This is a genomic window from Haloarcula salina (genome assembly GCF_049603855.1).
In the GTDB taxonomy this organism is placed as follows: domain Archaea; phylum Halobacteriota; class Halobacteria; order Halobacteriales; family Haloarculaceae; genus Haloarcula; species Haloarcula salina_A.
Genome location: NZ_CP187146.1, coordinates 1,614,345 through 1,636,405, shown reverse-complemented (window position 1 = coordinate 1,636,405; position 22,061 = coordinate 1,614,345). Strand labels below are relative to the sequence as shown.

Here is a 22,061-nt window from a genome sequence, read left to right as displayed (position 1 = left end):
GATGGCACTCTCGACCCTCGCCTGGGTGACGATGGCCCTCTCGATACTCGTCCTGCCCGGCGTCGCGACCGCCATCCTCGTCAGGTCGATGCGCTCCGAAGACCGGAAGCTCGAGTTGCTCGAGCGACAGGACAACATCGACAGCTACTCGCCCAGGGCGCTCGAAGAACTCCGCGAGTGGATTCAGACGAACCCGAACGATTCATACGCGCCGGTGGCGCGGGAACGCTACAACGAGTGCGTACGGACCCTCCGAGCGATCGACGAACCGTACTACGACTGGACGCCCGAGCAGATCGAGGACCTGGAGACGATTGAGGAATGAACATCGACGGTGACCTCGGCGACGTACCCGTGGACGCCTCGTTCACGACGGTCGACACGCACACCGAGGGAGAACCGACGCGCATCCTCCTCGACGGCGTCGATCGATCGACGCTGGACGGCGAGAGCGTTCGCGCGAAGCGCGACTCCTTCGCCGAGCAGTACGACTGGGTTCGCGAACTGCTGATGCGGGAGCCGCGAGGCCACGACGACATGTTCGGCGCGGTCCTCGTCGAGCCACGGGACGGCGACGCCGACATCGGCGCGTTCTTCATGGACAGCGAGGGCTATCTGGACATGTGCGGTCACGGAACCATCGGCATCGTGACCGCGCTGGTCGAACTGGGTCATCTCTCGGCCGAGCCGACCATCCGCGTCGAGACCCCGGCTGGCATCGTCGAATCGACGCCCCAGTACGCCGAAGACGGCGTCGAAGCGGTCACCATCGAGAACGTCGAGTCGTTCGTCTACGACACGGTCGAGGTTCCCGTCTCGTTCCTGGACTCGCCGCTTCCGGTCGACGTCGCCTACGCCGGCAACTACTTCGCGCTGGTCGACAGCGACCACCTCGGCGTGTCGGTCGACACCTCCCGAGCCGACGACCTCGTCGACTGGGGCCTCGAAATCCGCGACGCCGTCAACGACGCCCTCGACATCGAACACCCGCTCACCGGCGACCCTGGGCGCGTCTCGATCACCGAGATCTACGACGGATCCGACGACGTAGATCGTAGTATCGTCGTCTTCGGCGACGGGCAGGTCGACCGCTCGCCCTGCGGGACCGGGACGTGTGCGAAGATGGCGCTCTTGCACGACGAGGAAGCGCTCACGGTCGACGAACCGTACCCGCACGAGAGCATCGTCGGCACCAGGTTCGAGGGCCGGATCGTCGACACGCACGAGCGCGACGGCGTCACCCTGACTGTCCCGACGATCACCGGCTCAGCCCGGATCACGGGCAGCCACACGTTCGTAAAAGATCCGCGGGATCCGATCACCGGCCTGCGTCTCTCTCCGAGCGGCGAGTAGCCCACAGACCCCGTTCCCCGACGCGACCGACCGTTCAGCGTCGGCCGTTCGACCACGCCGCGTGGAACTCGTCGGCGTGGTCTTCGAGGAGGTCGAGCATCGGTTCGAGTTCCTCGAACCGGTCTCCTTTCGACACCTCGCCGGCGTCTCTGTCCCAGTCGATGTATCCGAGGCTGGCCAGTCGCGGCAGGTCGTCCTGCTGGAGTTGCATGCTCGTCGACTCGCTCGCTTTGGCGCTCCGCGGCAGGAAATCGACCACTGGCCGTGGGTCGCTCCGCTGCAGCATGAACAATATCAGTCTCCGTCGCCGTGTGAACAGCGCCTCGAACACGCGGTCCAGGCCCGGTTGCAGAATGATATCGGGAAGGGGGTCGTCCATTACCCGTAATAAGATGTGTGAGCGCTGATAAACACCTAGGGTCACGTTTCGACCGAGCGAGGGCCCTACCCTGGTTACTGAGGGTCGCGGCACAGCGTCACGAGCGAGACACACGTCGAGCCGGGTTGGTCGCGCGAGGGCCGGTCTTCGATCGTGTCACTCGCGTGGCGAGCGTCGACCGCGGTCGGTGGTCGAGACCCCGATTCGAAAGTCGGTGTCAGGAACGGATCGACGGTTCGATCGGCGTCCCGCCACAGTTGACGCAGATGTATTCCCCGTCCACAGTCGTCACGACCGGTGAGTTACACTCGATACACTTGATCTTCGCGGCGCGGGATGGTTTTGCGTATTTCCCCATGTCCTTTCAACTCAGATGAATGTGGGATAGATGACCGTATAAGAACACGCTTCCCTGCAAAAGAATGTTCAACCAAAAGACAAATTAGGGAGCCACTAGTACGGGCGCTCAGGACTCGTTCTGGGAAGTGGGACGAACATCGCTAGAGACGCTTGTCGCTGGCGTGAAACTGGAGACGCGCGTGGGTTCAATGGGCTCGGCTCACACAGGTGCAGCGGGGCGGCGCCGTCGGTACATCGAGACGATGCCGTAGCAAGTGACACAGCCGAAGACGGTGACCCAGACGAACAGCGACAGGACGCTCTCGGGCCCGTGAGCGGCGAACGAGGGCGCGCGGTCGGGATTCGCCGCCAGCAGCGGCCAGAACAGGTTCGGGAAGAAGTAGTAGTCGGTCCCGCGGTACAGGATCGGATAGAAGTCCCCCGCGAGGTGCGAGAGGTAGGCGGCGCTGAAGAGCAGACCGAGCCGCCCCTCGCCACGACGATGTGCAAGGACGGTGACGCCAGCCAGAACGGGGAGGCTCACCACCAGGGAGTGGGCGAACATTCGACCGCTGGGTAACACGTGGAACGTCCACGCCAGCGGCTTGTCGATCAGGTCGGGGAGCTGCGTCGCGAGGACGAGCAGGACCACGACCGTTCCGGTCGGCAGCCGGCGCTTTCGGACCAGCGTGTACAGTGTCACCGGGAGGAGGGCGACGACGAGGTGACCGAGGGGCAGCATCTACCGGCATCAGGCGATACCCGTACAAAAGCTGTGCGGCGGTCGTGACCGGAGACCTACCGCCGTCGGGCGAGGAATCCCGCGCCGAGCAGGGCGATCGCGGCGGCCAGCGCGGTGAATCCCGGGCCGCTTCCGCTCGTCGTCTGGACCGTCGTAGCCGTCTCGCCGTCGGTCGGCGGCTGACCGCCACCGCCGTCGGAGGTCGTCACGTCGGTGTCCACGGCCGTCGCAGTCGGATCGTCGGTGGTCGTCTCTTCCGAGTCCGTCGCCGTTCCGGTTTCGGTCGCGTCCGTCGTCGTCTCGGTGTCGGTGGACGGAGCCGCCCCGCCGCCGTCGGAGTTCGACCCGTCGCCGTCGTCACTGTCGTTCCCACCGCTGTCGGAATCACTCGAACCACCGTCACCGGATCCGCCCGTGCTTCCGTCGTCGCCGCCACTCGGCGTCTCCGTCGTGTCGTCGGTTCCGTTCGTACTGTTGGCCTCGCTGAGCGAGATGTTTCCTGACTCGCTGTAGAACTGTCCCGTCTCTTCGCCGACCGCGACGTGGACGTACGTGTACGAGCCGCTGGGCCACGAGTCGGGCGCCTCCACGGTCACGTTCGCCGTCGGGTCGTCGGTGACCGCCGCCCCGGAGGCGTGAATGACGCCGTCACCGGACCCCGCCTGTGGCGACGCCTCGGTGAAGACGAGGCCGAAGAGGCCGGAGAAACTGACGGCCGGTAGCGTGGGCGACCCGTCGAGGTCGACGCCGAGGACGCGGTTGCCGTCGGCCGTCGAGACGCCACTGACGCCGGTGATGGAGTTCTCGACGGACACCTGGTCTTCGGAGAGGGGGCCGCTCAATTCGCCCGACACCGTCACGGTGCTAGACTGGCTCGCGAGTTCGTCCGGGCGGAACAGCACGACCGCGTGAGAGACCGATTCGTCGTCCGCCGCGGTCTCGGCGGCGAAGGTCACGTTGTCACCGACGCTGTGTTGCGATCCCGTCGCCTCGACGGTCGAGGCGTCGGCCTGGACTAGCGTCTGTTCGACGCCGACGATAGTCACGTTCCCGTCAACGGAGACGTTCGTCCCGTCGACCGACAGACCCGAGCCGTCGTCGACGGTCACCAGGAAGAAGCCGTACGTCCCGCCGTCGTCGGGGGTGTACGACGCGTCGAGCGCGCCGTCGTCGCTGATTGAACCGACCCCCTCCTCGTCGTCCAGTAGTTCGGCCGACGCCACGTCGGAGTCGTTACCGAAGACGGCGGCGAGGTCCGTCCCCGCGCCACCGAGTCCGGTCGCGTTCGGGCGCTCGGACAGGCGGACGGCGAGGAGCTGGGCCTCCTCGCCGGCGACTGCCGACGTTCCGGCACCGGTCGTGGATTCGAAGCGCATCTCGATCGGCTCGCCCGACTGGTGAATCGTCATCGCGTCGCGGTTCAGCGGGATGTCACCGGTCGATGCGGATTCGATGTTGACGAACGCGTTCGGGGCGGTGACCGTCGTCGCGCCGTCGGAGGTCGTCCGCAGCGGGAGGAGCGACCGCTCCCAGACGTCGACGCCGTCGGTGACTGTCGTCGTCTGCCCGCTAGGGACGGGCATCGCGACCGAGGTGGCGGCCAGCGGGGACGAGAGGAGCAACGCCGCTGCGATCGTACAGATCAGGGCGGTTTTCGCGGACTGACGGAGTACCATTGTCGAGACAATCCAGTCCGTTATAATATATTTCTTTTGCACTGACATTCCTGGGAGCAGCCTCGATAACCCGAGCGCAGAGAGCGAAGGGGACTCGGAACCAGGGGAACGCGTCACTCCGCGATGCAAAGCAGGGCGTCCGACGGAATGATTGAGGCAGGGGTCCCGTCGGAGAGAGTGAGAGAAGTTCGGGCGCGGGTCGTCGCGTGCGTTATTCTTCGTCCGTTTCGTCGTCGTTCGGACCGCCAGCGTTGTCCGGCGGCCCCGTCTCACCCGGTCCACCAGCGTTGTCCGGTGGTCCCTGGCCGTTCTGTCCACCGGCCTGACTCAGTGCGACAGTGCCGCTGTCGGTGTAGACAGTCCCGGTCTCGTTACTGACCGCGACGTGGACGTACTCGTAGGCACCGTTCGGCCACGAGTCGAGCGTCTCGACGGTCACGTTCGCGTTCGGTCCGTCGGAGGCGACCGTCGCCGAGGCGTGGATCACCTCGCCCGAGGCGTTCCCGGTCGTCGTCGCCCCGGAGAGCACCATCCCGAACAGCCCCGCGAATCCGGTGGCGGGGATGGTCTGGAGGTCGGTGACGTTCGTGTTCCCGATCATCGTCCCGTTCTCGATCGTCGCGACGCCGCTGACGCGGTCCCAGGAGGTCTCGACGGAGACCTGCTCGCTCGAGAAGTTCTCGTCGAGTTCGCCGGTCACACGCACGGTGCTAGACTGGCGCTGGAGTTCGCCCTTCCGGACCAGCATGACGGCGTGCGTGGCCGACTCGTTCTCGAGGTCCGTCTCCACGTCGAGCGTGACGTTGTCGCCGGGGTTGAGGCGGTTCTCCGTGGGTTCGACCGTCGAGGCGTTCTCTCGAACGAGCGCCTGTTCGACGCCGACAACGGTCACGTTCCCGTCCACCGAGACGGAGTCGTCCTCTACGGACACACCCGGTCCGTCGTCGACGGACACCAGGACGAAGGCGTACGCACCGCTCGATTCGGGGGTGTAGGACGCGTCGAGTTCGCCGTCCTCGTCGAACGTCCCGACGCCCTCGGCGTCGTCGAGCAGTTCGGCCGAGGTCACGTTGGAGTTGTTACGGAAGAGGCGTTCCAGATTCATCTGGACGCTGCCGTTACCGACGCCCTCCGCGCTCGGCGAGGCCGTCAGGTTGACGGCGAGTAACTGCGCCTCGTCACCCGCGAGCGCGGTCGTCCCCGCGCCGACACGGGATTCGAAGGACATGTTCACCGTCTGGTTGCGGTCGTACACGGTCACTGTGCGCTTGTTTACCGGCAGATCGCCGGTGGCTGCCGATTCGACGTTGATGAACGTTCGCGGTGCGACGACCGTCGTAGAACCGTTCGTTGTCGTCCGCAACGGGAGCGGCGATCGGTTCCAGATGTCGACGTTGTCCGAGAGCGAGGTCGTCTGTCCCTCGGCGACGGGGGTCGCTCCGGCGGGAGCCGTTACGGCGAGCGGTGCGACCAGTACCAGCGCGACGGCCATCGTGGCGACGATCGCGTTTCGAACCGGTGGTGGGTCCATCATTACTGACATGATTCAAATGCATCCGGTATAGTTCTTGCGCAGTGACAAAACTAAGAGATTGCCAAATCCCGCTATCGTCTGTGGGTTAGTGGAAACACCCCGGCGAGACGTTCACCGAATCTATGATTATCGGTTACTGATATATATCCGTCTCCGAGTGCAACGTAATCGGATAGAAGTGGAACACGAACGTAGGTACCATAGACCGACTTGCCGATTCCCGCGACCCCGGTAGGGGGACGCACGGCTCTCGTCGGTTCGGTAGCAGGAGTTGCGAGGGAAGATCGCTCCGTGGATCTTCCCGCACTGTGTGCGAGGGACCGTGGTGGCCCTCGTCCCGACCGCTTTCACGTCCCGGGCGTCGTCGCCATCGGCGACACCGCCCGGCGGCGATAGCGGTCGGTCAGTGCGAGGGAAGGGATTTGAACCCTTGGACCCCTACGGGAGCGGATCTTGAGTCCGCCGCCGTTTCCTGGCTTGGCTACCCTCGCACGCGTGCTCGCAGTCCCAACTCTGTCGGTGCGCTATAAAGGTCGTACGAATGCGGACTGTCCGAATCGGAGGGTTGACCCACGGGGACACCGATAGGTTCGGTATGGACGACCACACGCGGGACCCGACGGTGGACCCGCCCGAAGGGGACCCGTCAGGGTGGCGCACCGACGGCCAGTGGGAACACGAGACCCTCCGCCGGGCGGTCGTACACGGGGTCCGCCTCTACAACTCCGGCGAGTTCCACGAATCGCACGACTGCTTCGAGGACGAGTGGTACAACTACGGCCGGGGCTCGACCGAGTCGAAGTTCCTCCACGGGATGGTCCAGGTGGCCGCCGGCGCGTACAAACACTTCGACTTCGAGGACGACGACGGGATGCGGTCGCTGTTCCGAACCTCGCTTCAGTACTTCCGGGGCGTGCCGAACGACTACTACGGGGTCGATCTGCTCGACGTACGCACCGTGGTCACGAACGCCCTCACGGACCCGACGGCGCTGCACGGCTGGCAGATCCGACTCGACGGCGGGTATCCAACCTGCCGCCCGGAGGACGTCGAGTTCGCCGAGTCGCTGGACCACTGACCGAATCGGACAGTTCTAAAGGCTGGGAACGTTATCCCGCGTAAATGCGTATCGAGCAACTGGGTGACGGGGAGCCCGAGATTGCCGTGATCGGAAGTATCCACGGGGACGAGCCGTGCGGCCGGGACGGGATCGAAGCGGTGCTCGCCGACCCGCCCGAGGTTCAGCGACCGGTCAAGTTCGTGGTGGCGAACGAGGAGGCACTCGAGGCCGGAGTCCGCTACCTCGACACCGACCTGAACCGGGCATTCCCCGGCGACCCGGACAGCGACTTACACGAGGAGCGCCTCGCCGCTCGCCTGACGGCGGAACTATCGGACTGTACGGTTCTCGGACTGCACTCGACGCAGTCCTACGACGGGATGTTCGCACTCGTCGACGAGATCACGCCGATGATCCGGCGCGTCTGCCCGCGGCTCTCGATCGACGCGGTCGTCAGGACCCAGGGGGCCAACGAGGGCCGTATCTTCTCTGCGATCCCGGCGACGATCGAGGTCGAGTGCGGCTACCAGGGCTCGGCGGCGGCCGCCGAGAACGCCGAGCAAGTGATACGGGAGTTCCTCGCCGCGACCGGCGTCACAGAATCCGACCCGAACGCGATTCAGGAATCCCTGCCGGTGTTCCAGCTCAGAGACCCGATTCCGAAGGCCGCCGCCGGTGAGTACGAGGTGTACGCCCGGAACTTCGAGGCCGTGAACGAGGGGGAGCCGGTCGCCGCCGCCGACGGCGAACAGATCGTGGCGGAGGAGCCGTTCCATCCGGTGTTGCTCTCCGCCTACGGCTACGAGGACGTGTTCGGCTACACGGCCGACCGCATCGGCGTGTTGGACTGAGCGGCGACCTGCGGAGTTGAGCGGTGCGGCGACACCCACAGCGGTCCCGCCGATCGCTCGTGACAGCCACTCGATAGACGCAAAGCACTTGTCCACGGTGTCGAAACGGGGAGACGCGCCAATGCCCTCCAAACGCACGCTCGCCGGCCTGGGAAGCCTCGCCGCAGTCGTCGGGTTCTCGGGTATCGCAGCCGCACAGTCACCCACAGCAGGCACCGGTCTCGGCCTCCCGGCTCGGATCGGCATCCGGTTCGGCGTCTCGTTCGTCATCTATCTCATCCTCGGCGGGGCCTGTGCCGTCCTCGGTCCCGAGTACACGACGGAGAGGGTGCGAGAGATTCAGGACGACCCCGGCAGCGCGTTCGGCTGGGGGTTCGCCTTCGGCGTCCTCGTTCCCATCGGACTCGTCGTGCTGGCGATCACCATCATCGGCCTCATCGTCACGATTCCGGGGCTCATCCTCCTCGCGGTCCTCCAGCTCATCGGGTTCGGCGTGACGACCGTCTGGCTCGGAAACATGGTGGCCGGCACCCGCGGAGAGTCCGTCGGGGCGAAAGACGCCGTCGTCGGCGCGGTCGTGCTGGCGCTGCCGTTTGCGATTCCCCTGATCGGACAGCTCCTCGCCAACCTCATCGGCTGGTTCGGCCTCGGGGTGGTCGGTCGCAACGCCTACGAGAGCTGGCGGGACTGACTGCCGGTCGACCGACGCACCGTTCAGGTGTCCTCCGGCGGTTCGAACTCCACCAGCGTGAGGTCGCGGTCGAGCATGCAGTAGTCGTGGGGCGGGTCCCCGACGATGTCGTCGATACGGTACTCGCCGTCGAAGTCGGCCCCAGCCGGTTCGCAGTAGGGATGGCTGGGACACTCCGTGTGCGGACACGGGCCGGCCAGTCTGGCTTTGCTGCCCGCGTAGGCTCCCTTCGACGGCACGTTCGCCCGAATGGGTGCCGGCTCGACCTCGACGGCCCGGACGCCGTCCTGATGGACCGCGCAGTCGAGGGTCTGCCCGCTCTGTCTGATGTCGGTGATGCGGTACCGGCGGTCCGCCGTGAGATTGAGACACTGGTCGCGATACGGACAGCCCTCACAGCCGCTGGCCTCGCCGCGGTAGACGAACTCCTCGCCGACCTCCGCGAGGCGGGTGCCGACGAGCGTGACAGTAGTCATAGCCGTCACTAGACGACCGGCGGATTAAAGTGTCAGGTCCGACCGGTCAGGTCGTCGAGCTCGTCGAGGTAGGCGTCGCGGGGGACCTGATACAGCGAGCGGTAGTCGAGCGAGCCCTCGGCGAAGCGGTTCGCGAGGTCGACCGCCCCCTCGACGGCGGCGTCGCGAGTCTCGTAGCTGTCGGCGTCGCGTTCGACCTCCGGTTCGAGGTAGAGCGTGACGTACCAGTCCTGTCCGGTCCGCTCAGCACCGGGACGGCGGGTCCGTCGGCCGCGCGTGAGATAGATGGTCGGGAGGCAGGGTGCGGGGAAGCGCTCGGTATCGAACACGTCCGGGCGGTAGGCGAGGATGAGTTTCTCCTCGGTCTCGTTCCACACCGTCCAGTCCGCCGAGAGGGCCGACAGGTCCATACGCGTGGATTCGGACCGACGGGCAAGAATCCAGCGGGTCGGTGGCGGTGGTGTCGACCACTGGACAGCTTTACGACGCTATCTGTTCAATAGTCTGCCATGGCATCCATCGCCCGGTTCACGCTCCCGGCGGCTTCGTTCCCCCTGGGAACGGTGTTCGACGAGCGGCCTGCGGCGACGTTCGAACTCGACCGCGTGGTGCCGAGCGGCGACACGGCGATGCCGTACTTCTGGGTGGCTGACGACGACCTCGACGCGGTGCTGGCCGCGCTCGAACGCATCCACGAACTGCGGGCCGTCACGCTCCTCGAGACGGTCGACGGGAAGGGGCTGTTCAAGGCGGTCTGGAAACCCGAGTACCTCGGCATCATGCAGGCCATCTCCGAGTCGGGCGTCACCGTCGTCTCGGCAAGCGGGTCGCATGAGGGCTGGCTGTTCGAACTCCGCGACGAGACCGGCGAGGGTATCTCGGGGTTTCAGTCCTACTGCACTGAACACGGCATCGACGTGACGCTCACGCGACTCAGTCGGCTGACGGACCACGGCGACGGGACGGAGACGCTCACGGCCCGGCAGCGCGAGGCGATGCTGCTCGCCTACGAGCGGGGGTACTACGGCGACTCAGATCGCCCCGACCTCGAATCGCTCGCGGCCGAACTCGACATCTCGCGACAGGCCTACGCCGCCAGGCTCCGTCGTGGGTACCGAAACCTCATCGAGACGATGCTCCTCGCGGACCACGACTGAATACCGACGCCGTGGGGCCGCCCCGTCGGACACCGCTTATAAACGACGACGAACGGCCTGTCGGGCTTCGTCAGAGATAGTCGTCTCCATCGCCGCATTCCGGTCCGATTCGAGGGGTGAAAACATCCGGCGTTATATGCGTGTCGGGAAAAGGTACTTATTCGCGAAAGGCTCATACAATAAATAGTATCGGAAACAGTCTCGCACTGTCACCCGTTACCATTCCGGGAGGCGTCCCCGCGTTCCCCGGGCAGGTTAGCCATGGAAGGGCACACGCGTCGACCCGCTTCGGTTGGGTCATCCGGCGTCCGCACCCGAGCGCGCACGGAGCGAGCGGTATCGACGACGGACTGTTTCCGAAACGAATCCGCGGGACTTCCCCGTGGCGTCTGTGGCGTGGTCGGCCGCGTTCATCCACGAGACGACTGCACTGAGAGAGTATGAGCAAGAACAACGAGACACTAGAAGCGCTGAGCAAGGAGTACCGTGACACGATACCAGCGGACCTGCGGAAGACGCACCCGTTCGACTGGTATCTCCAACAGTTGTACGACGAGCCGCGAATCGCCCGCAACGCGCACCAGCGCGTCGCGGACATGTTCGACTACTACGGAACGACGTACGACGAAGACGCCGGCGTCGTCGAGTACGAACTGGCGAGCGAGGACCCGCTCAACGACGGCGAGAACACCTTCTACGGACGCGTCATCCACGAGGCGATCCACGAGTTCGTCAACAAGGTCAAATCGGGCGCTCGCGGCCTCGGGCCCGAGAAGCGCATCAAGCTGCTGCTTGGCCCCGTCGGTTCCGGGAAGTCCGACTTCGACCGACAGGTCCGGCGGTACTTCGAGGACTACACGAGCAACGAGGACGGCCGGATGTACACCTTCCGGTGGACGAACCTCTGTGACGTGATCCACGACCAGGATCCCGCCGACGACGTGGTCCGGTCGCCGATGAACCAGGACCCGCTCGTGTTGCTCCCCCAGAAGCAACGCGACAAAGTCATCGATGACATCAACGAGGCGCTCGACGCGCCCTACACGATTCGCAACGAGCAGTCGCTTGACCCCGCCTCGGAGTTCTACATGGACCGGCTGCTGGCGGAGTACGACGACGACCTCCAGACCGTCCTGGAGAACCACATCGAGATCATCCGCTTCCTCGCCGACGAGAACCAGCGTCGCGGGATCGAGACGTTCGAACCCAAGGACAAGAAAAACCAGGACGAGACGGAACTCACGGGCGACGTGAACTACTCGAAGATCGCCATCTACGGCGAGAGCGACCCGCGCGCGTTCGACTACTCCGGAGCGTTCTGTAACGCCAACCGCGGCATCTTCTCCGGCGAGGAGCTACTGAAACTGCAGCGGGAGTTCCTTTACGACTTCCTCCATGCGAGTCAAGAACAAACGATCAAGCCCAAGAACAACCCCCGAATCGACATCGACCAGGTGATCGTCGGCCGGACGAACATGCCCGAGTACCGGGACAAGAAGGGCGACGAGAAGATGGAGGCGTTCAACGACCGGACCAAGCGCATCGACTTCCCGTACGTCCTCCAGTACGAGGCGGAGGCCCAGATCTACCGGAAGATGCTGCGCAACGCCGACCTGCCGGACATCCAGGTCGAGCCCCACACGCTCGAGATGGCCGGCCTGTTCGGCGTTCTCACCCGCATCGAGGAACCCGACACCGAGTCGGTCGACCTCGTCCAGAAGGCCAAGGCCTACAACGGCGAGATCGACGAGGCCGACGACGTTGACGTGAAGAAACTGCGCGAGGAGGCCGACAAGGTGGCCGATATCGGCGAGGGGATGGACGGCGTCTCCCCGCGGTTCATCGGCGACGAGATCGCCGAGGCCATCATGGACTCGATGCACCGCGACCGGCAGTTCCTCTCACCGCTGACGACGTTCAACCACCTCGAGGGCAACCTGGAGAACCACGGCTCCATCGACGAGGAGATGTTCGACCAGTACTACCGCTACCTCGAACTCGTCCGCGAGGAGTACAAGGAGCGGGCCATCGAGGACGTGCGCCACGCGCTCGCCTACGACATGGACGAGATCCAGCGCCAGGGCGAGAAGTACATGGACCACGTGATGGCCTACATCGACGACGCGACCGTCGAGGACGAACTCACCGGCCGCGAGCAAGAGCCCGACGAGCAGTTCCTGCGCTCCGTCGAGGAGAAGCTGAACCTCCCCGAGGACCGCAAGGACGACTTCCGACAGGAGGTCTCGAACTGGGTGTCCCGGCGCGCCCGCGAGGGTGACACGTTCAACCCGCAGGACAACGACCGCCTGCGCCGCGCGCTCGAACGCAAGCTCTGGGAGGACAAGAAGCACAACATCAACTTCTCGGCGCTGGTCTCCAGTTCGGAGATGGACGACGAGGAGCGCAACCAGTGGATCGACGCGCTGATGGAACAGCACTACTCCGAGGAGGGAGCCAAGGAGGTGCTCGAATTCGCCGGTGCGGAGGTCGCCAAGAGCGAGATGGAAGAGTAATGACAGGCGAGGAGTACATCGATCGCGCGGACGCGTCGCTCGACGCCGCCTACGAGGCCCCGATGAGCCTCGCGGAGTACGTCGACGCCGTCCTCGAAACACCGCAGGTGGCCGCTCACGCGTCGAAGTACCTGCTCGACGCCATCGAGGCGGCGGGCACGCGAACGGTCATCGAGGAGGGCGAGGAGAAAGAGCGCTATCGCTTCTTCGACGACCCGCACAACGACGGCGAGCACGCCATCCTCGGCAACACCGAGGTGCTGAACGCCTTCGTCGACGACCTGCGCTCCATCGCGGCGGGCCGCGGGAAAGACGAGAAGATCATCTGGCTCGAGGGGCCGACGGCGACGGGCAAGTCCGAACTCAAGCGCTGTCTCATCAACGGCCTCCGAGAGTACTCGAAGACACCCGCGGGCCGGCGCTACACCGTCGAGTGGAACGTCGCGGGGGCCGGCAACGACGCCACCAGCATGACCTACGGGAACACCCCGGTCGAGGACGAGGACGACTGGTACGAGAGCCCCGTCCAGGTCCACCCGCTGACGGTGTTCCCGAACGACGTGCGCGCCGACCTGGTCGCCGAGATCAACGAGCGCCTCGACGACCACATCCCGATTCGCGTCGACGGCCAACTCGACCCCTTCTCGCGGGAGGCCTACGACTTCCTCGAAGAGCAGTACCGGCGACAGGGCGAGACGGACCTGTTCTCGGCCGTCACACAGCCCTCGCACCTCAGGGTGAAGAACTTCGTCGTGGACGTGGGCCACGGCATCGGCGTCCTCCACTCGGAGGACGAGGGCACGCCCAAGGAGCGTCTCGTCGGCTCGTGGATGCACGGGATGCTCCGGGAACTGGACTCCCGCGGCCGGAAGAACCCGCAGGCGTTCAGCTACGACGGCGTCCTCTCGCAGGGCAACGGCCTGCTGACCGTCGTCGAGGACGCGGCCCAGCACGCCGACCTGCTCCAGAAGCTGCTGAACGTCCCCGACGAGAGCCACGTCAAGCTCGACAAGGGCATCGGGATGGACGTCGACACGCAGCTGGTCATCATCTCGAACCCCGACCTCGAAGCGCAGCTCAATCAGCACGCCGACCGCGAGGGACAGGACCCGCTGAAGGCGCTGAAGCGCCGCCTCGACAAGCACGAGTTCACGTACCTGACGAATCTCTCGCTGGAGGCGCAGTTGCTCCGGCGGGAACTCACGAACGAGACGGCGGTCTGGGACCCCGAGTCATGGGAGGAACTGGAGACGTGGATTCAGGAGCCCCTGACCATCTCGGTCAGAGACGAGGTGGCCTCGGCCACCGAGAAGGAACTGCCTCCCCACACCATCGAGGCCGCGGCGCTGTACGCCGTCGTCTCGCGACTCGACAGCGCGGAGATTCCGACGGGGCTCGACCTCGTGGACAAGGCGCTGCTGTTCGACCGCGGCTACCTCATGGAGGGCGACGAGCGGGTCGACATCGACGACTACCAGTTAGAGAAGACGGCCGACGACGGCGACCACGGCATCCCGGTGACCCACGTCCGGGACATCATCGCCGACCTGCTGCACGAAACGCAGGACCGCCACCACCCCGACCTCCCGGTCGAGCACGTGCTGATGCCCCGGGACGTGCTCAACGCCGTCGCCGAGGGGCTCGAAGACGCCCCCGTGTTCTCGACCGGCGAGGCCACGGAGTACGAAGAGCGGGTCGTCACGGTGAAGAACTACGTCTTCGGCCAGCAGGAACAGGACGTGCTCGACGCGATGATGCGTGACAAGCGCGTCGACGAGGCGACCGTCGAAGAGTACATCGAGCACGTCTACGCCTGGGAGTCCGACGACCAGATCGAGAACGAGCGCGGCGAACTCGTCGACCCCGACCCGCTGAAGATGAAGGTGTTCGAGATCGAGCACCTCGGGCGCTTCGACGAGAAGAACTACGACGGTAACGAGCCCGACCACGCCGTCACGCAGTTCCGCACCGACAAGATCATCACGGCGCTGAACCGCCACGCGTGGCAGCGCCGCGACGAGGAGTTCCGCGTCAGCGACGTGAACCCCAAGGAGATCCCGGTCATCAACACCGTCCTCGGGAGCTACGACTGGGACGACATCCAGCGGACCTACGAGGACTTCGAGCCCGCGCAGTGGGACAACCCACCGTCGGGCACGGAGACGGCCCGCCTCAAGGCGAAGACCCTCGACAACATGGTCGACATGTTCGAGTACACCGAGGCGTCGGCCGAACTGACGAGCAGGCACGTCATGAGCCAGGTGACCTACAGATGGGACTGAAAGACGACCTCGAACGGTACCGCGACGTGGGCGAGGAGCGCCGCCAGGACCTCGCCGAGTTCATCCAGTACGGCGACCTCGGCCAGTCTCGGGGCGACTCCGTCCGCATCCCGATCAAGATCGTCGACCTGCCGGAGTTCGAGTACGACCGCCGCGACATGGGCGGCGTCGGCCAGGGCGAAGGGGCCGAGGAGGGCGACCCGGTCGGCCAGCCACAGCCCCAGCCCGGTGACGGCGACGAGGACGGCGAGCCCGGCGAGGAGGGCGGCGAACACGAGTACTACGAGATGGACCCCGAGGAGTTCGCCGAGGAGCTCGACGAGCAACTCGGGCTCGACCTCGAACCGAAGGGCAAGAAGGTCATCGAGGAGAAGGAGGGCGACTTCACGGACATCACGCGGACCGGCCCCTCCTCGACGCTCGACTTCGAACGGCTGTTCAAGAAGGGATTGAAGCGCAAGCTCGCGATGGACTTCGACGAGGACTACATCCGCGAGGCGCTGAAAGTCGACGGCTGGGGCCCGGCGACCGTCTACGAGTGGGCCCGCGAGCAGAACATTCCGGTCTCGAAGGCGTGGATCGACGACGCCTACGCGGACCTGCCCGGCGACGAGAAGGCCGTCTGGGAGTCCATCGAGGAGATGGAGGAGAACGTCGAGCGAGTCGAGACCTCCCAGCGCATCCGACAGGAGGGTGTCGACGAGATTCCCTTCCGTCGGGAGGACGAGCGCTACCGCTACCCCGAGATCGTCGAGGAGCGCGAGAAGAACGTCGTGGTCGTGAACATCCGCGACGTGTCCGGCTCGATGCGCCAGAAGAAGCGGGAACTGGTCGAGCGGACCTTCACGCCGCTGGACTGGTATCTCACGGGCAAGTACGACAACGCGGAGTTCGTCTACATCGCCCACGACGCGGAGGCGTGGGAGGTCGAGCGCGACGAGTTCTTCGGCATCCGCTCGGGCGGCGGGACGCGCATCTCCAGCGCCTACGAACTCGCGGCGGCCATCCTCGAAGAGGAGTATCCCTGGAGCGAGTGGAACCGCTACGTGTTCGCGGCGGGCGACAGCGAGAACTCCTCGAACGACACCGAGGAGAAGGTCGTCCCGCTGATGGAACAGATCCCGGCGAACCTCCACGCCTACGTGGAGACCCAGCCGAGCGGGAACGCCATCAACGCCACCCACGCCGAGGAGGTCGAACGGAGCTTCCGCGACGCCGACAACGTCGCGGTCGCGTACGTCTCCTCGCCGGAGGACGTGGTGGACGCCATCTACGAGATACTCAGCACGGAGGACCAATGAACGACGACCGATTCGCGAAACAGCGCGTGGCCGACGACCTCGAAGAGCCCGTCGAAGAGGCGGGCGCTCTCGCCCGGAAACTCGGGCTCAAGCCCTATCCGGTGAACTACTGGATCGTCGACTACGACGAGATGAACGAGCTCATCGCCTACGGCGGGTTCCAGCAGCGCTACCCGCACTGGCGCTGGGGGATGCAGTACGACCGCCAGCAAAAGCAGGGCCAGTTCCTCGGCGGGAAGGCCTTCGAGATCGTCAACAACGACGACCCCGCCCACGCCTTCCTCCAGGAGTCCAACACGCTGGCCGACCAGAAGGCGGTCATCACCCACGTCGAGGCCCACGCCGACTTCTTCGCCAACAACGAGTGGTTCCGGATGTTCACCGACGGCTCCTCGCGGACCGCGACCGACGAGTCCGGCGGCGAGCGCCGCCGTGGCCCGGACGCGGCCGGGATGCTCGCCCGCCACGGCGACACCATCCAGGAGTTCATGCAGGACCCCGAGATCGAGCGCGGCGAGGTCGAGCGGTTCATCGACCACGTCCTCTGTCTGGAGGACAATATCGACCAGCACAAGCCGTACAGCCCGGTCGAGACGGTCGACGAGCGCTTCGAGGAACTGGAGGGGGCCGACGTAACCGACCAGTTAGACGACCTCGACCTCTCCGAGGAGGTCAAGCGGCAGGTGTTCGACGACGAGTGGCTGGACGCCCAGCGCGACGACGACGAGAACGTCACGTTCCCGGCCGAACCCGAGAAGGACATCCTCGGCTTCCTGCGCAAGCACGGGATGCAGTACGACGCGGACGCCGAACGCGCCACCGAGATGGAGGACTGGCAGACGGAACTGCTCGAACTCCTGCGCCGCGAGGCGTACTACTTCGCCCCCCAGAAGATGACGAAGGTCATGAACGAGGGTTGGGCGAGCTACTGGGAGTCCGTGATGATGACCGGCGAGGGTTTCGCCGGCGACGACGAGTTCGTCCTCTACGCCGACCACATGTCGAAGGTGCTCGGCTCGGGGGGACTGAACCCCTACAGCCTCGGCCTGGAGATCTGGGAGTACGTCGAGAACACGGAGAACCGCCGGGAAGTGATCGAGCGCCTGCTCCGCGTCGACGGCATCACCTGGCGGAACTTCGACGACAGCGTCGACTACGCGGCGGTTCAGGAGCACCTCGAACCGCCGGCGTGGCTACAGGACGTGCCGACGCACCTCGACGACCTCGACCCGGAGGACCCGCGGGTCGACGCCGAGGGGCTGGCGGCGGCCCGCGACGGCGAGATCGACGTGGAGCAGTACCCGTGGAAGGTGCTGACCTACGAGGGACTGGCCCAGCGCCATTACTCGCTCGTCAAGCCCCAGTACCGAGGCTTCGTCTCCCGCGTCGGCCAGGAGGAACTGGAGCGGACCGCCCGCTACATGTTCGACGATTCGCGCTACGACAGCGTCGAGGCGGCGCTCGCGGACGTGGACTACACCCGCGGCTGGGAGCGGATGCGCGAGATCCGCGAGAGCCACAACGACGTGACCTTCCTCGACGAGTTCCTCACCCAGGAGTTCGTCGACGACAACGACTACTTCACCTACGAGTACACCCACGCCTCGGGCGACTACCGCGTCACCTCGACGGACCACGAGGACGTGAAGAAGAAGCTGATGTTGCAGTTCACCAACTTCGGGAAGCCGACCATCGTCGTCGAGGACGGCAACTACCAGAACCGCAACGAACTGCTGCTGGCCCACCAGTACAACGGCGTGATGCTCGACATCAACCAGGCCAAGGAGGTGCTCAAGCGGACCTTCGAGCTCTGGGGCAGACCCGTGAACCTCCTGACCATCGTCAAGGAGTTCGACGACCACGACGTGGAGGTCGCCAAGCGGCGCGACCGCGAGCCCGAGCCCGAGGAGGTCGGCAAGCGCATCCGGTACGACGGCGAGGACGTGGTCATCAGCGACGTGGACTGGTCGGAGGTCGAACACCTCACCGCGACCGATATCGACTACAACACGAAGCCCGACGAGTGGCTGGCCTGAGCGGGGCCACAGCCGCCGTTTTCCGGATCGATACGATAGGTGCCATTATGTGTCCGGGGAGACGACTGTCTCCCGGGTGTGTGGAGCGCCGGCCGGCGCTCACTGTCTGATGGACAAACGAACGCGAACTGGGGGGCTCGCGGTACTGGTCGTCGTCTGGCTAGTCGCGACTGCGGGCGCGGGGGCTGGCGTCACCTACGGCCTGCTGTCGGACGACGGCACCGCCTCGGGGACCGTCCAGATCACCGCCGGGTCGTCGGGGCCGCCCAACGGGCAGTCCTTCGACGACGCCAACGGCAACGGCCGGTACGACGCCGGCGAGACGACCTACTCGGCGGCCGAACTGGCGGACTTCGACGATCCGTCGGCGAACCTCGTCGTCCCCGAGAGCGTCGAGTCGGTCGACCAGCAGAACAGCGACGTGCAGATCCGGGCCGGCGCGATCACGTACGGCGGCTCGGTCTCCGCACAGAACGGCGACGTCTCGCTGACGGCGGTCGACGGCGACGTGACCCTCGACGGCGGCACGCTCGACTCCCAGAACGGGGCAGTCGCCGTCGACGCGCCGAACGGCGAGATTTCGCTGACGGACGGGACGGTCGCGTCACAGAACAGCGACGTGACGCTCTCGGCGGGCGAGGCCGTGAACGTCTCCGGGACCGACATCGACGCCCAGAACGGGAACGTCCAGATCACGACGGACGCTGCCCTCGACGCCGACAGAAGCCACATCGAGGCCCAGAACAGCCACGTCACGCTGGCCGGGCGCACGGTCTCGGCCCGAAACGCGGACCTCTCCTCGCGGAACAACTACGTCAGGCTCTCGGCGACGCGGAACGGCGGCGGGATCCTCGACGTAACGGGCGCATCGCTCGCGTCGCAGAACAGCGACGTGACGCTCGAATCGAACGGCGACGTCCGGGCGAACGCCTCCACGATGGAGAGTACGAACGGCGCGATCACCGCCGACCTCGGAACCGCGACGGCGACGCTGTATCTCGACGGCGCGAGCGTCAACGACCGCGACGACGCAATCGCATACGGGCCCACGGGCGTCCGCGTCGTCCCGAGTGACAGTTCCGCGACACCCTCTTGACCGGAGTGTTTGAGTCCCGGCCGACCGTAGTCACCGCCATGACCACCAATCGGTTCACCGTTTCGACCGACGAGCGGCTGTCAGTGGTCGACATCACCGGCCGGGTCGAGGCGGCCCTGCCGGCGGACGCGTCGGGGACCTGTACTGTGTTCGCGCGGCACACGACGACCGGCGTCACCGTCAACGAGGCGGAGCCGCGACTGCTCGGCGACCTCGGTGACGCGCTCGCCGACCTCGTGCCCGACACCGGCTGGGCCCACGACGAACTCGACGGCAACGCCGACTCGCACGTCCGGGCGATGCTGGTCGGGCCGAGCGAGACGATTCCCGTCCAGGACGGGAGCCTCGACGTGGGGACGTGGCAGTCGGTGCTGCTGGTCGACTGCGACGGGCCGCGAGAGCGCGCGGTCGACGTCGTGGTCGAGTAACTCGGTCAGGCAGGTTCGAACTGCTCGGGCCCGTACAGCTCCCGGAGCTTCTCGCGGAACTCGCCGCGGATGTTACGGCGTTTCTTCTTCATCGAGGGGGTGAGCAGGTCGTTCTCGGCGGTCCACTCGCGAGAGACGAGTTCGAACGCCTTGATGCGCTCGACGCGTTCGAGGTCCGCGTTGACCTCGTCGACCGCTTCCTGAACCCACTCGCGCACGCGCTCGTCCTCGCACTGGGCCTCCGGGTCCGCCGGGAGGTCGATGCCCTCGTTGTCGGCCCAGCGCCCGAGCGCCTCGAAATTCGGGACGACGAGCGCGGCCACATACTTCTGGTCGTCGCCGACGACCATGACCTGGTCGACGCGCTCGCTGGTGGCGAACGCGTCCTCGATGGGCTGGGGCGCGACGTTCTTGCCCGTCGAGAGGACGAGCAGTTCCTTGATACGGTCGTGGTAGACGAGGTAGCCGTCGCGCGTCTGCTCGACGATGTCCCCGGTGCGGAACCAGCGCGAACCGTCGAGTTCGGTGAACGCCGCGGCCGTCGCGTCGGCGTCGTTCCAGTACCCGTCAGTGACGTTCGGGCCCGCGACGAGGAGTTCGCCGACCTCGCCGTCGACGCCGTCGAACTCGCTCCCGTCGACGACACCGGTGTCGATGCGTACCTCGACGTCCTGAACGGGCGGCCCGAGCGTCCCCGGCCTGACGTCCTCGGGAGGATTCACCGTCAGCACCGGCGACGTCTCCGTGAGCCCGTAGCCCTCGATGACCGTGATCCCCATCCCGAGGAACGTCTCACAGAGCGTCTTCGAGAGGCTGCCGCCGCCGCTGACCATGTACTCGACGTTGCCGCCGAGGCGCTCTTTGACCGTGCTGTAGACGAGACGGTCGGCGAGCGAGTGCTTGGCGGCGAGCAGCGGGCCGGGGTCGTCCGTCCGGGCGTACGCCCGCGCCACGTCCATCGACCACTCGAAGATCCGCTCTTTGAGGGCCGACTGGCCCGCCTCTGTGCGCATGTTGTCGTAGATACGCTCGTACACCCGGGGGACGCTCGCGCCGGTCGTGGGCCGGATCTTGCCGAGGTCGTCGGCCAGCGTGTCCGGGCTCTCGGCGTAGCCGACGGCGGCCCCGGAAGCGTACATGAGGAAGTGCCCGGCGAGGCGCTCGAAGACGTGCGCCAGCGGCAGGAACGCGACGGACCGCGTATCGGTGGTGATCGCCGGCAGGTCCGGGTGCTTGTCCGGGCGGGGTCCGATCCGCCTGCGCGTCTGATTGACGTTCGCCCGGAAGTTCCGATGAGTGAGCCGCACCCCCTTGGGCTGGCCCGTCGTCCCAGAGGTGTAGATGAGCCCCGCGAGGTCGTCGGGGTCGCGCTCGTCGAGCCACGACCGGTACGTCGCCTCGTCGAACGCCTCGACGCCGCGGCGATAGACGCCGGCCAGCGAGTACACGTCGTCGCGGTCCACGTCGTGGTCGTCCATGACGACGACGAACTCCAGCGACAGGTCGTCCTCGACGGCGAGCACGCGCTGGAGGAGTGCTTCGTTCTCCACGACGACGGCGCTCGCGTTCGGGTCGGAGAGCAGGTACTCGACCTGATTCGCCGACGAGTCGGTGTACACCGTCGTCACCACGCCACCGGCCGAGAGGAGCGCGAAGTCACACAGGGCCCACTCCATGCGGGTGTCGGCGTAGATGCCGACGCGCGTGTCCGGCGTGACGCCCAGATCCCGGAAGCCGGCGGCCAGGTGCCGGACGAGATCGTTCATTCGCTCGTAGGAAATCGCCGCGTAGTCGCCGTTGGGGGCCGATGCGATCACGTCGTCGGTCAGCGAGCGGTCGTAGACGCCGCCCTTGTACAGTTGGGCCGTGCTGTCGGCGTTGCGCTCGGCGCTCGCGGCGAACATCTCGCCGAGGGTGTCGTCGCCGATCACCTCGTCGGTGTACTCCCGCTCTGCAGTCCGCCAGTCGGCCGTCCGGTCGCCCCCGGTCATACCGTCGTATTCTGGTGGTAGACCCAAATACGTGCAGGGTGTTAACAGTCGGTCAGTTTCCGGGAGTTTCTTTGGTAGGCAAGAAGCGCGTCGCGCCGAGGGAAACAAGAGCGCCGTCGTCCCACGGCAGACAGAAGCGTCGGTCGAGAGAGCGGT

19 protein-coding genes and 1 tRNA gene are annotated in these 22,061 nt (G+C 65.9%); 12 read left to right on the top strand and 8 right to left on the bottom strand.

Annotated features, from left to right (window positions below; translation table 11 throughout):
* Nucleotide 1: 1 nt before the first annotated feature.
* Nucleotides 2-325 (top strand): hypothetical protein, encoded by a 324-nt coding sequence (locus tag ACOZ4I_RS08475; RefSeq protein ID WP_424004733.1) that lies wholly within the window; start codon nucleotides 2-4, stop codon nucleotides 323-325.
* Complete coding sequence (locus ACOZ4I_RS08470; RefSeq protein WP_424004732.1) at nucleotides 322-1,353, top strand: proline racemase family protein; 1,032 nt, start codon at nucleotides 322-324, stop codon at nucleotides 1,351-1,353. The genes ACOZ4I_RS08475 and ACOZ4I_RS08470 overlap by 4 nt, the downstream gene beginning before the upstream one ends.
* Before the next feature lie 34 nt (nucleotides 1,354-1,387).
* On the opposite strand, the gene ACOZ4I_RS08465 is transcribed toward ACOZ4I_RS08470, so the two are convergent.
* The 5 genes from ACOZ4I_RS08465 to ACOZ4I_RS08445 all read right to left on the bottom strand — a co-directional run bounded on the left by ACOZ4I_RS08465 (nucleotide 1,388) and on the right by ACOZ4I_RS08445 (nucleotide 6,514).
* Nucleotides 1,388-1,732 carry a hypothetical protein gene (locus tag ACOZ4I_RS08465; protein WP_424004731.1) on the bottom strand — a complete coding sequence of 115 codons (345 nt, stop codon included), beginning with the start codon at nucleotides 1,730-1,732 and terminating at the stop codon, nucleotides 1,388-1,390.
* Nucleotides 1,733-2,291: 559 nt separating this feature from the next.
* A complete protein-coding gene (locus tag ACOZ4I_RS08460) occupies nucleotides 2,292-2,813 on the bottom strand; it encodes a metal-dependent hydrolase (protein WP_424004730.1) in 522 nt (173 codons plus the stop codon).
* A 56-nt stretch (nucleotides 2,814-2,869) separates the two neighbouring features.
* Nucleotides 2,870-4,489, bottom strand: coding sequence for a PGF-CTERM sorting domain-containing protein (locus ACOZ4I_RS08455; RefSeq protein WP_424004729.1), 1,620 nt, complete (start codon nucleotides 4,487-4,489; stop codon nucleotides 2,870-2,872).
* Nucleotides 4,490-4,700: 211 nt separating this feature from the next.
* Complete coding sequence (locus ACOZ4I_RS08450) at nucleotides 4,701-5,981, bottom strand: PGF-CTERM sorting domain-containing protein (protein WP_424004793.1); 1,281 nt, start codon at nucleotides 5,979-5,981, stop codon at nucleotides 4,701-4,703.
* Between the two features lie 449 nt (nucleotides 5,982-6,430).
* Nucleotides 6,431-6,514: transfer RNA gene (locus tag ACOZ4I_RS08445), tRNA-Leu, on the bottom strand.
* A 104-nt stretch (nucleotides 6,515-6,618) separates the two neighbouring features.
* On the opposite strand from ACOZ4I_RS08445, the gene ACOZ4I_RS08440 reads away from it, so the two are divergent.
* From ACOZ4I_RS08440 to ACOZ4I_RS08430, 3 genes are all read left to right on the top strand, one after another.
* Entirely contained in the window at nucleotides 6,619-7,101 is a 483-nt protein-coding gene (locus ACOZ4I_RS08440) for a DUF309 domain-containing protein (RefSeq protein WP_424004728.1), read from the top strand.
* A gap of 44 nt (nucleotides 7,102-7,145) precedes the next feature.
* Nucleotides 7,146-7,934 carry a succinylglutamate desuccinylase gene (locus ACOZ4I_RS08435; protein WP_424004727.1) on the top strand — a complete coding sequence of 263 codons (789 nt, stop codon included), beginning with the start codon at nucleotides 7,146-7,148 and terminating at the stop codon, nucleotides 7,932-7,934.
* 121 nt (nucleotides 7,935-8,055) lie between these two features.
* A complete protein-coding gene (locus ACOZ4I_RS08430; protein ID WP_424004726.1) occupies nucleotides 8,056-8,625 on the top strand; it encodes a hypothetical protein in 570 nt (189 codons plus the stop codon).
* A gap of 23 nt (nucleotides 8,626-8,648) precedes the next feature.
* Here the strand turns inward: ACOZ4I_RS08430 and ACOZ4I_RS08425 are convergent, their stop codons facing one another.
* Nucleotides 8,649-9,101 carry a UPF0179 family protein gene (locus ACOZ4I_RS08425; protein WP_424004725.1) on the bottom strand — a complete coding sequence of 151 codons (453 nt, stop codon included), beginning with the start codon at nucleotides 9,099-9,101 and terminating at the stop codon, nucleotides 8,649-8,651.
* Nucleotides 9,102-9,133: 32 nt separating this feature from the next.
* Nucleotides 9,134-9,511 (bottom strand): DUF5820 family protein, encoded by a 378-nt coding sequence (locus ACOZ4I_RS08420; RefSeq protein WP_424004724.1) that lies wholly within the window; start codon nucleotides 9,509-9,511, stop codon nucleotides 9,134-9,136.
* Between the two features lie 99 nt (nucleotides 9,512-9,610).
* On the opposite strand from ACOZ4I_RS08420, the gene ACOZ4I_RS08415 reads away from it, so the two are divergent.
* The 7 genes from ACOZ4I_RS08415 to ACOZ4I_RS08385 all read left to right on the top strand — a co-directional run bounded on the left by ACOZ4I_RS08415 (nucleotide 9,611) and on the right by ACOZ4I_RS08385 (nucleotide 19,914).
* Entirely contained in the window at nucleotides 9,611-10,258 is a 648-nt protein-coding gene (locus tag ACOZ4I_RS08415; protein ID WP_424004723.1) for a bacterio-opsin activator domain-containing protein, read from the top strand.
* Nucleotides 10,259-10,698: 440 nt separating this feature from the next.
* Nucleotides 10,699-12,771, top strand: a complete 2,073-nt coding sequence (locus ACOZ4I_RS08410; protein ID WP_424004722.1) for a PrkA family serine protein kinase — start codon at nucleotides 10,699-10,701, stop codon at nucleotides 12,769-12,771.
* On the top strand, nucleotides 12,771-15,053 hold the full coding sequence (locus tag ACOZ4I_RS08405; protein WP_424004721.1) for a PrkA family serine protein kinase: 2,283 nt from the start codon (nucleotides 12,771-12,773) through the stop codon (nucleotides 15,051-15,053). The genes ACOZ4I_RS08410 and ACOZ4I_RS08405 overlap by 1 nt, the downstream gene beginning before the upstream one ends.
* Nucleotides 15,044-16,354: a YeaH/YhbH family protein gene (locus ACOZ4I_RS08400; protein ID WP_424004720.1), complete on the top strand. Its 1,311-nt coding sequence runs from the start codon at nucleotides 15,044-15,046 to the stop codon at nucleotides 16,352-16,354. Before ACOZ4I_RS08405 ends, ACOZ4I_RS08400 begins: the two co-directional genes overlap by 10 nt.
* On the top strand, nucleotides 16,351-18,390 hold the full coding sequence (locus ACOZ4I_RS08395) for a SpoVR family protein (protein WP_424004719.1): 2,040 nt from the start codon (nucleotides 16,351-16,353) through the stop codon (nucleotides 18,388-18,390). Before ACOZ4I_RS08400 ends, ACOZ4I_RS08395 begins: the two co-directional genes overlap by 4 nt.
* A gap of 109 nt (nucleotides 18,391-18,499) precedes the next feature.
* The gene (locus ACOZ4I_RS08390) at nucleotides 18,500-19,486 is read left to right on the top strand and encodes a hypothetical protein (protein ID WP_424004718.1); all 987 of its coding nucleotides are present in this window, start codon (nucleotides 18,500-18,502) and stop codon (nucleotides 19,484-19,486) included.
* A gap of 38 nt (nucleotides 19,487-19,524) precedes the next feature.
* Nucleotides 19,525-19,914, top strand: coding sequence for a secondary thiamine-phosphate synthase enzyme YjbQ (locus tag ACOZ4I_RS08385; RefSeq protein WP_424004717.1), 390 nt, complete (start codon nucleotides 19,525-19,527; stop codon nucleotides 19,912-19,914).
* A 5-nt stretch (nucleotides 19,915-19,919) separates the two neighbouring features.
* On the opposite strand, the gene ACOZ4I_RS08380 is transcribed toward ACOZ4I_RS08385, so the two are convergent.
* A complete protein-coding gene (locus ACOZ4I_RS08380) occupies nucleotides 19,920-21,905 on the bottom strand; it encodes an AMP-dependent synthetase/ligase (protein WP_424004716.1) in 1,986 nt (661 codons plus the stop codon).
* Between the last annotated feature and the right edge of the window lie 156 nt (nucleotides 21,906-22,061).

What these genes read in the sequence shown, in the direction of transcription:
- ACOZ4I_RS08430 (WP_424004726.1), top strand. Translation starts at nt 8,056, where the DNA reads ATGCCCTCCAAACGCACGCTCGCCGGCCTGGGAAGCCTCGCCGCAGTC.
- ACOZ4I_RS08475 (WP_424004733.1), top strand. Translation starts at nt 2, where the DNA reads ATGGCACTCTCGACCCTCGCCTGGGTGACGATGGCCCTCTCGATACTC.
- ACOZ4I_RS08465 (WP_424004731.1), bottom strand. Translation starts at nt 1,732, where the DNA reads ATGGACGACCCCCTTCCCGATATCATTCTGCAACCGGGCCTGGACCGC.
- ACOZ4I_RS08450 (WP_424004793.1), bottom strand. Translation starts at nt 5,981, where the DNA reads ATGGCCGTCGCGCTGGTACTGGTCGCACCGCTCGCCGTAACGGCTCCC.
- ACOZ4I_RS08440 (WP_424004728.1), top strand. Translation starts at nt 6,619, where the DNA reads ATGGACGACCACACGCGGGACCCGACGGTGGACCCGCCCGAAGGGGAC.
- ACOZ4I_RS08405 (WP_424004721.1), top strand. Translation starts at nt 12,771, where the DNA reads ATGACAGGCGAGGAGTACATCGATCGCGCGGACGCGTCGCTCGACGCC.
- ACOZ4I_RS08395 (WP_424004719.1), top strand. Translation starts at nt 16,351, where the DNA reads ATGAACGACGACCGATTCGCGAAACAGCGCGTGGCCGACGACCTCGAA.
- ACOZ4I_RS08410 (WP_424004722.1), top strand. Translation starts at nt 10,699, where the DNA reads ATGAGCAAGAACAACGAGACACTAGAAGCGCTGAGCAAGGAGTACCGT.
- ACOZ4I_RS08425 (WP_424004725.1), bottom strand. Translation starts at nt 9,101, where the DNA reads ATGACTACTGTCACGCTCGTCGGCACCCGCCTCGCGGAGGTCGGCGAG.
- ACOZ4I_RS08390 (WP_424004718.1), top strand. Translation starts at nt 18,500, where the DNA reads ATGGACAAACGAACGCGAACTGGGGGGCTCGCGGTACTGGTCGTCGTC.
- ACOZ4I_RS08400 (WP_424004720.1), top strand. Translation starts at nt 15,044, where the DNA reads ATGGGACTGAAAGACGACCTCGAACGGTACCGCGACGTGGGCGAGGAG.
- ACOZ4I_RS08455 (WP_424004729.1), bottom strand. Translation starts at nt 4,489, where the DNA reads ATGGTACTCCGTCAGTCCGCGAAAACCGCCCTGATCTGTACGATCGCA.
- ACOZ4I_RS08420 (WP_424004724.1), bottom strand. Translation starts at nt 9,511, where the DNA reads ATGGACCTGTCGGCCCTCTCGGCGGACTGGACGGTGTGGAACGAGACC.
- ACOZ4I_RS08415 (WP_424004723.1), top strand. Translation starts at nt 9,611, where the DNA reads ATGGCATCCATCGCCCGGTTCACGCTCCCGGCGGCTTCGTTCCCCCTG.
- ACOZ4I_RS08460 (WP_424004730.1), bottom strand. Translation starts at nt 2,813, where the DNA reads ATGCTGCCCCTCGGTCACCTCGTCGTCGCCCTCCTCCCGGTGACACTG.
- ACOZ4I_RS08380 (WP_424004716.1), bottom strand. Translation starts at nt 21,905, where the DNA reads ATGACCGGGGGCGACCGGACGGCCGACTGGCGGACTGCAGAGCGGGAG.
- ACOZ4I_RS08470 (WP_424004732.1), top strand. Translation starts at nt 322, where the DNA reads ATGAACATCGACGGTGACCTCGGCGACGTACCCGTGGACGCCTCGTTC.
- ACOZ4I_RS08385 (WP_424004717.1), top strand. Translation starts at nt 19,525, where the DNA reads ATGACCACCAATCGGTTCACCGTTTCGACCGACGAGCGGCTGTCAGTG.
- ACOZ4I_RS08435 (WP_424004727.1), top strand. Translation starts at nt 7,146, where the DNA reads ATGCGTATCGAGCAACTGGGTGACGGGGAGCCCGAGATTGCCGTGATC.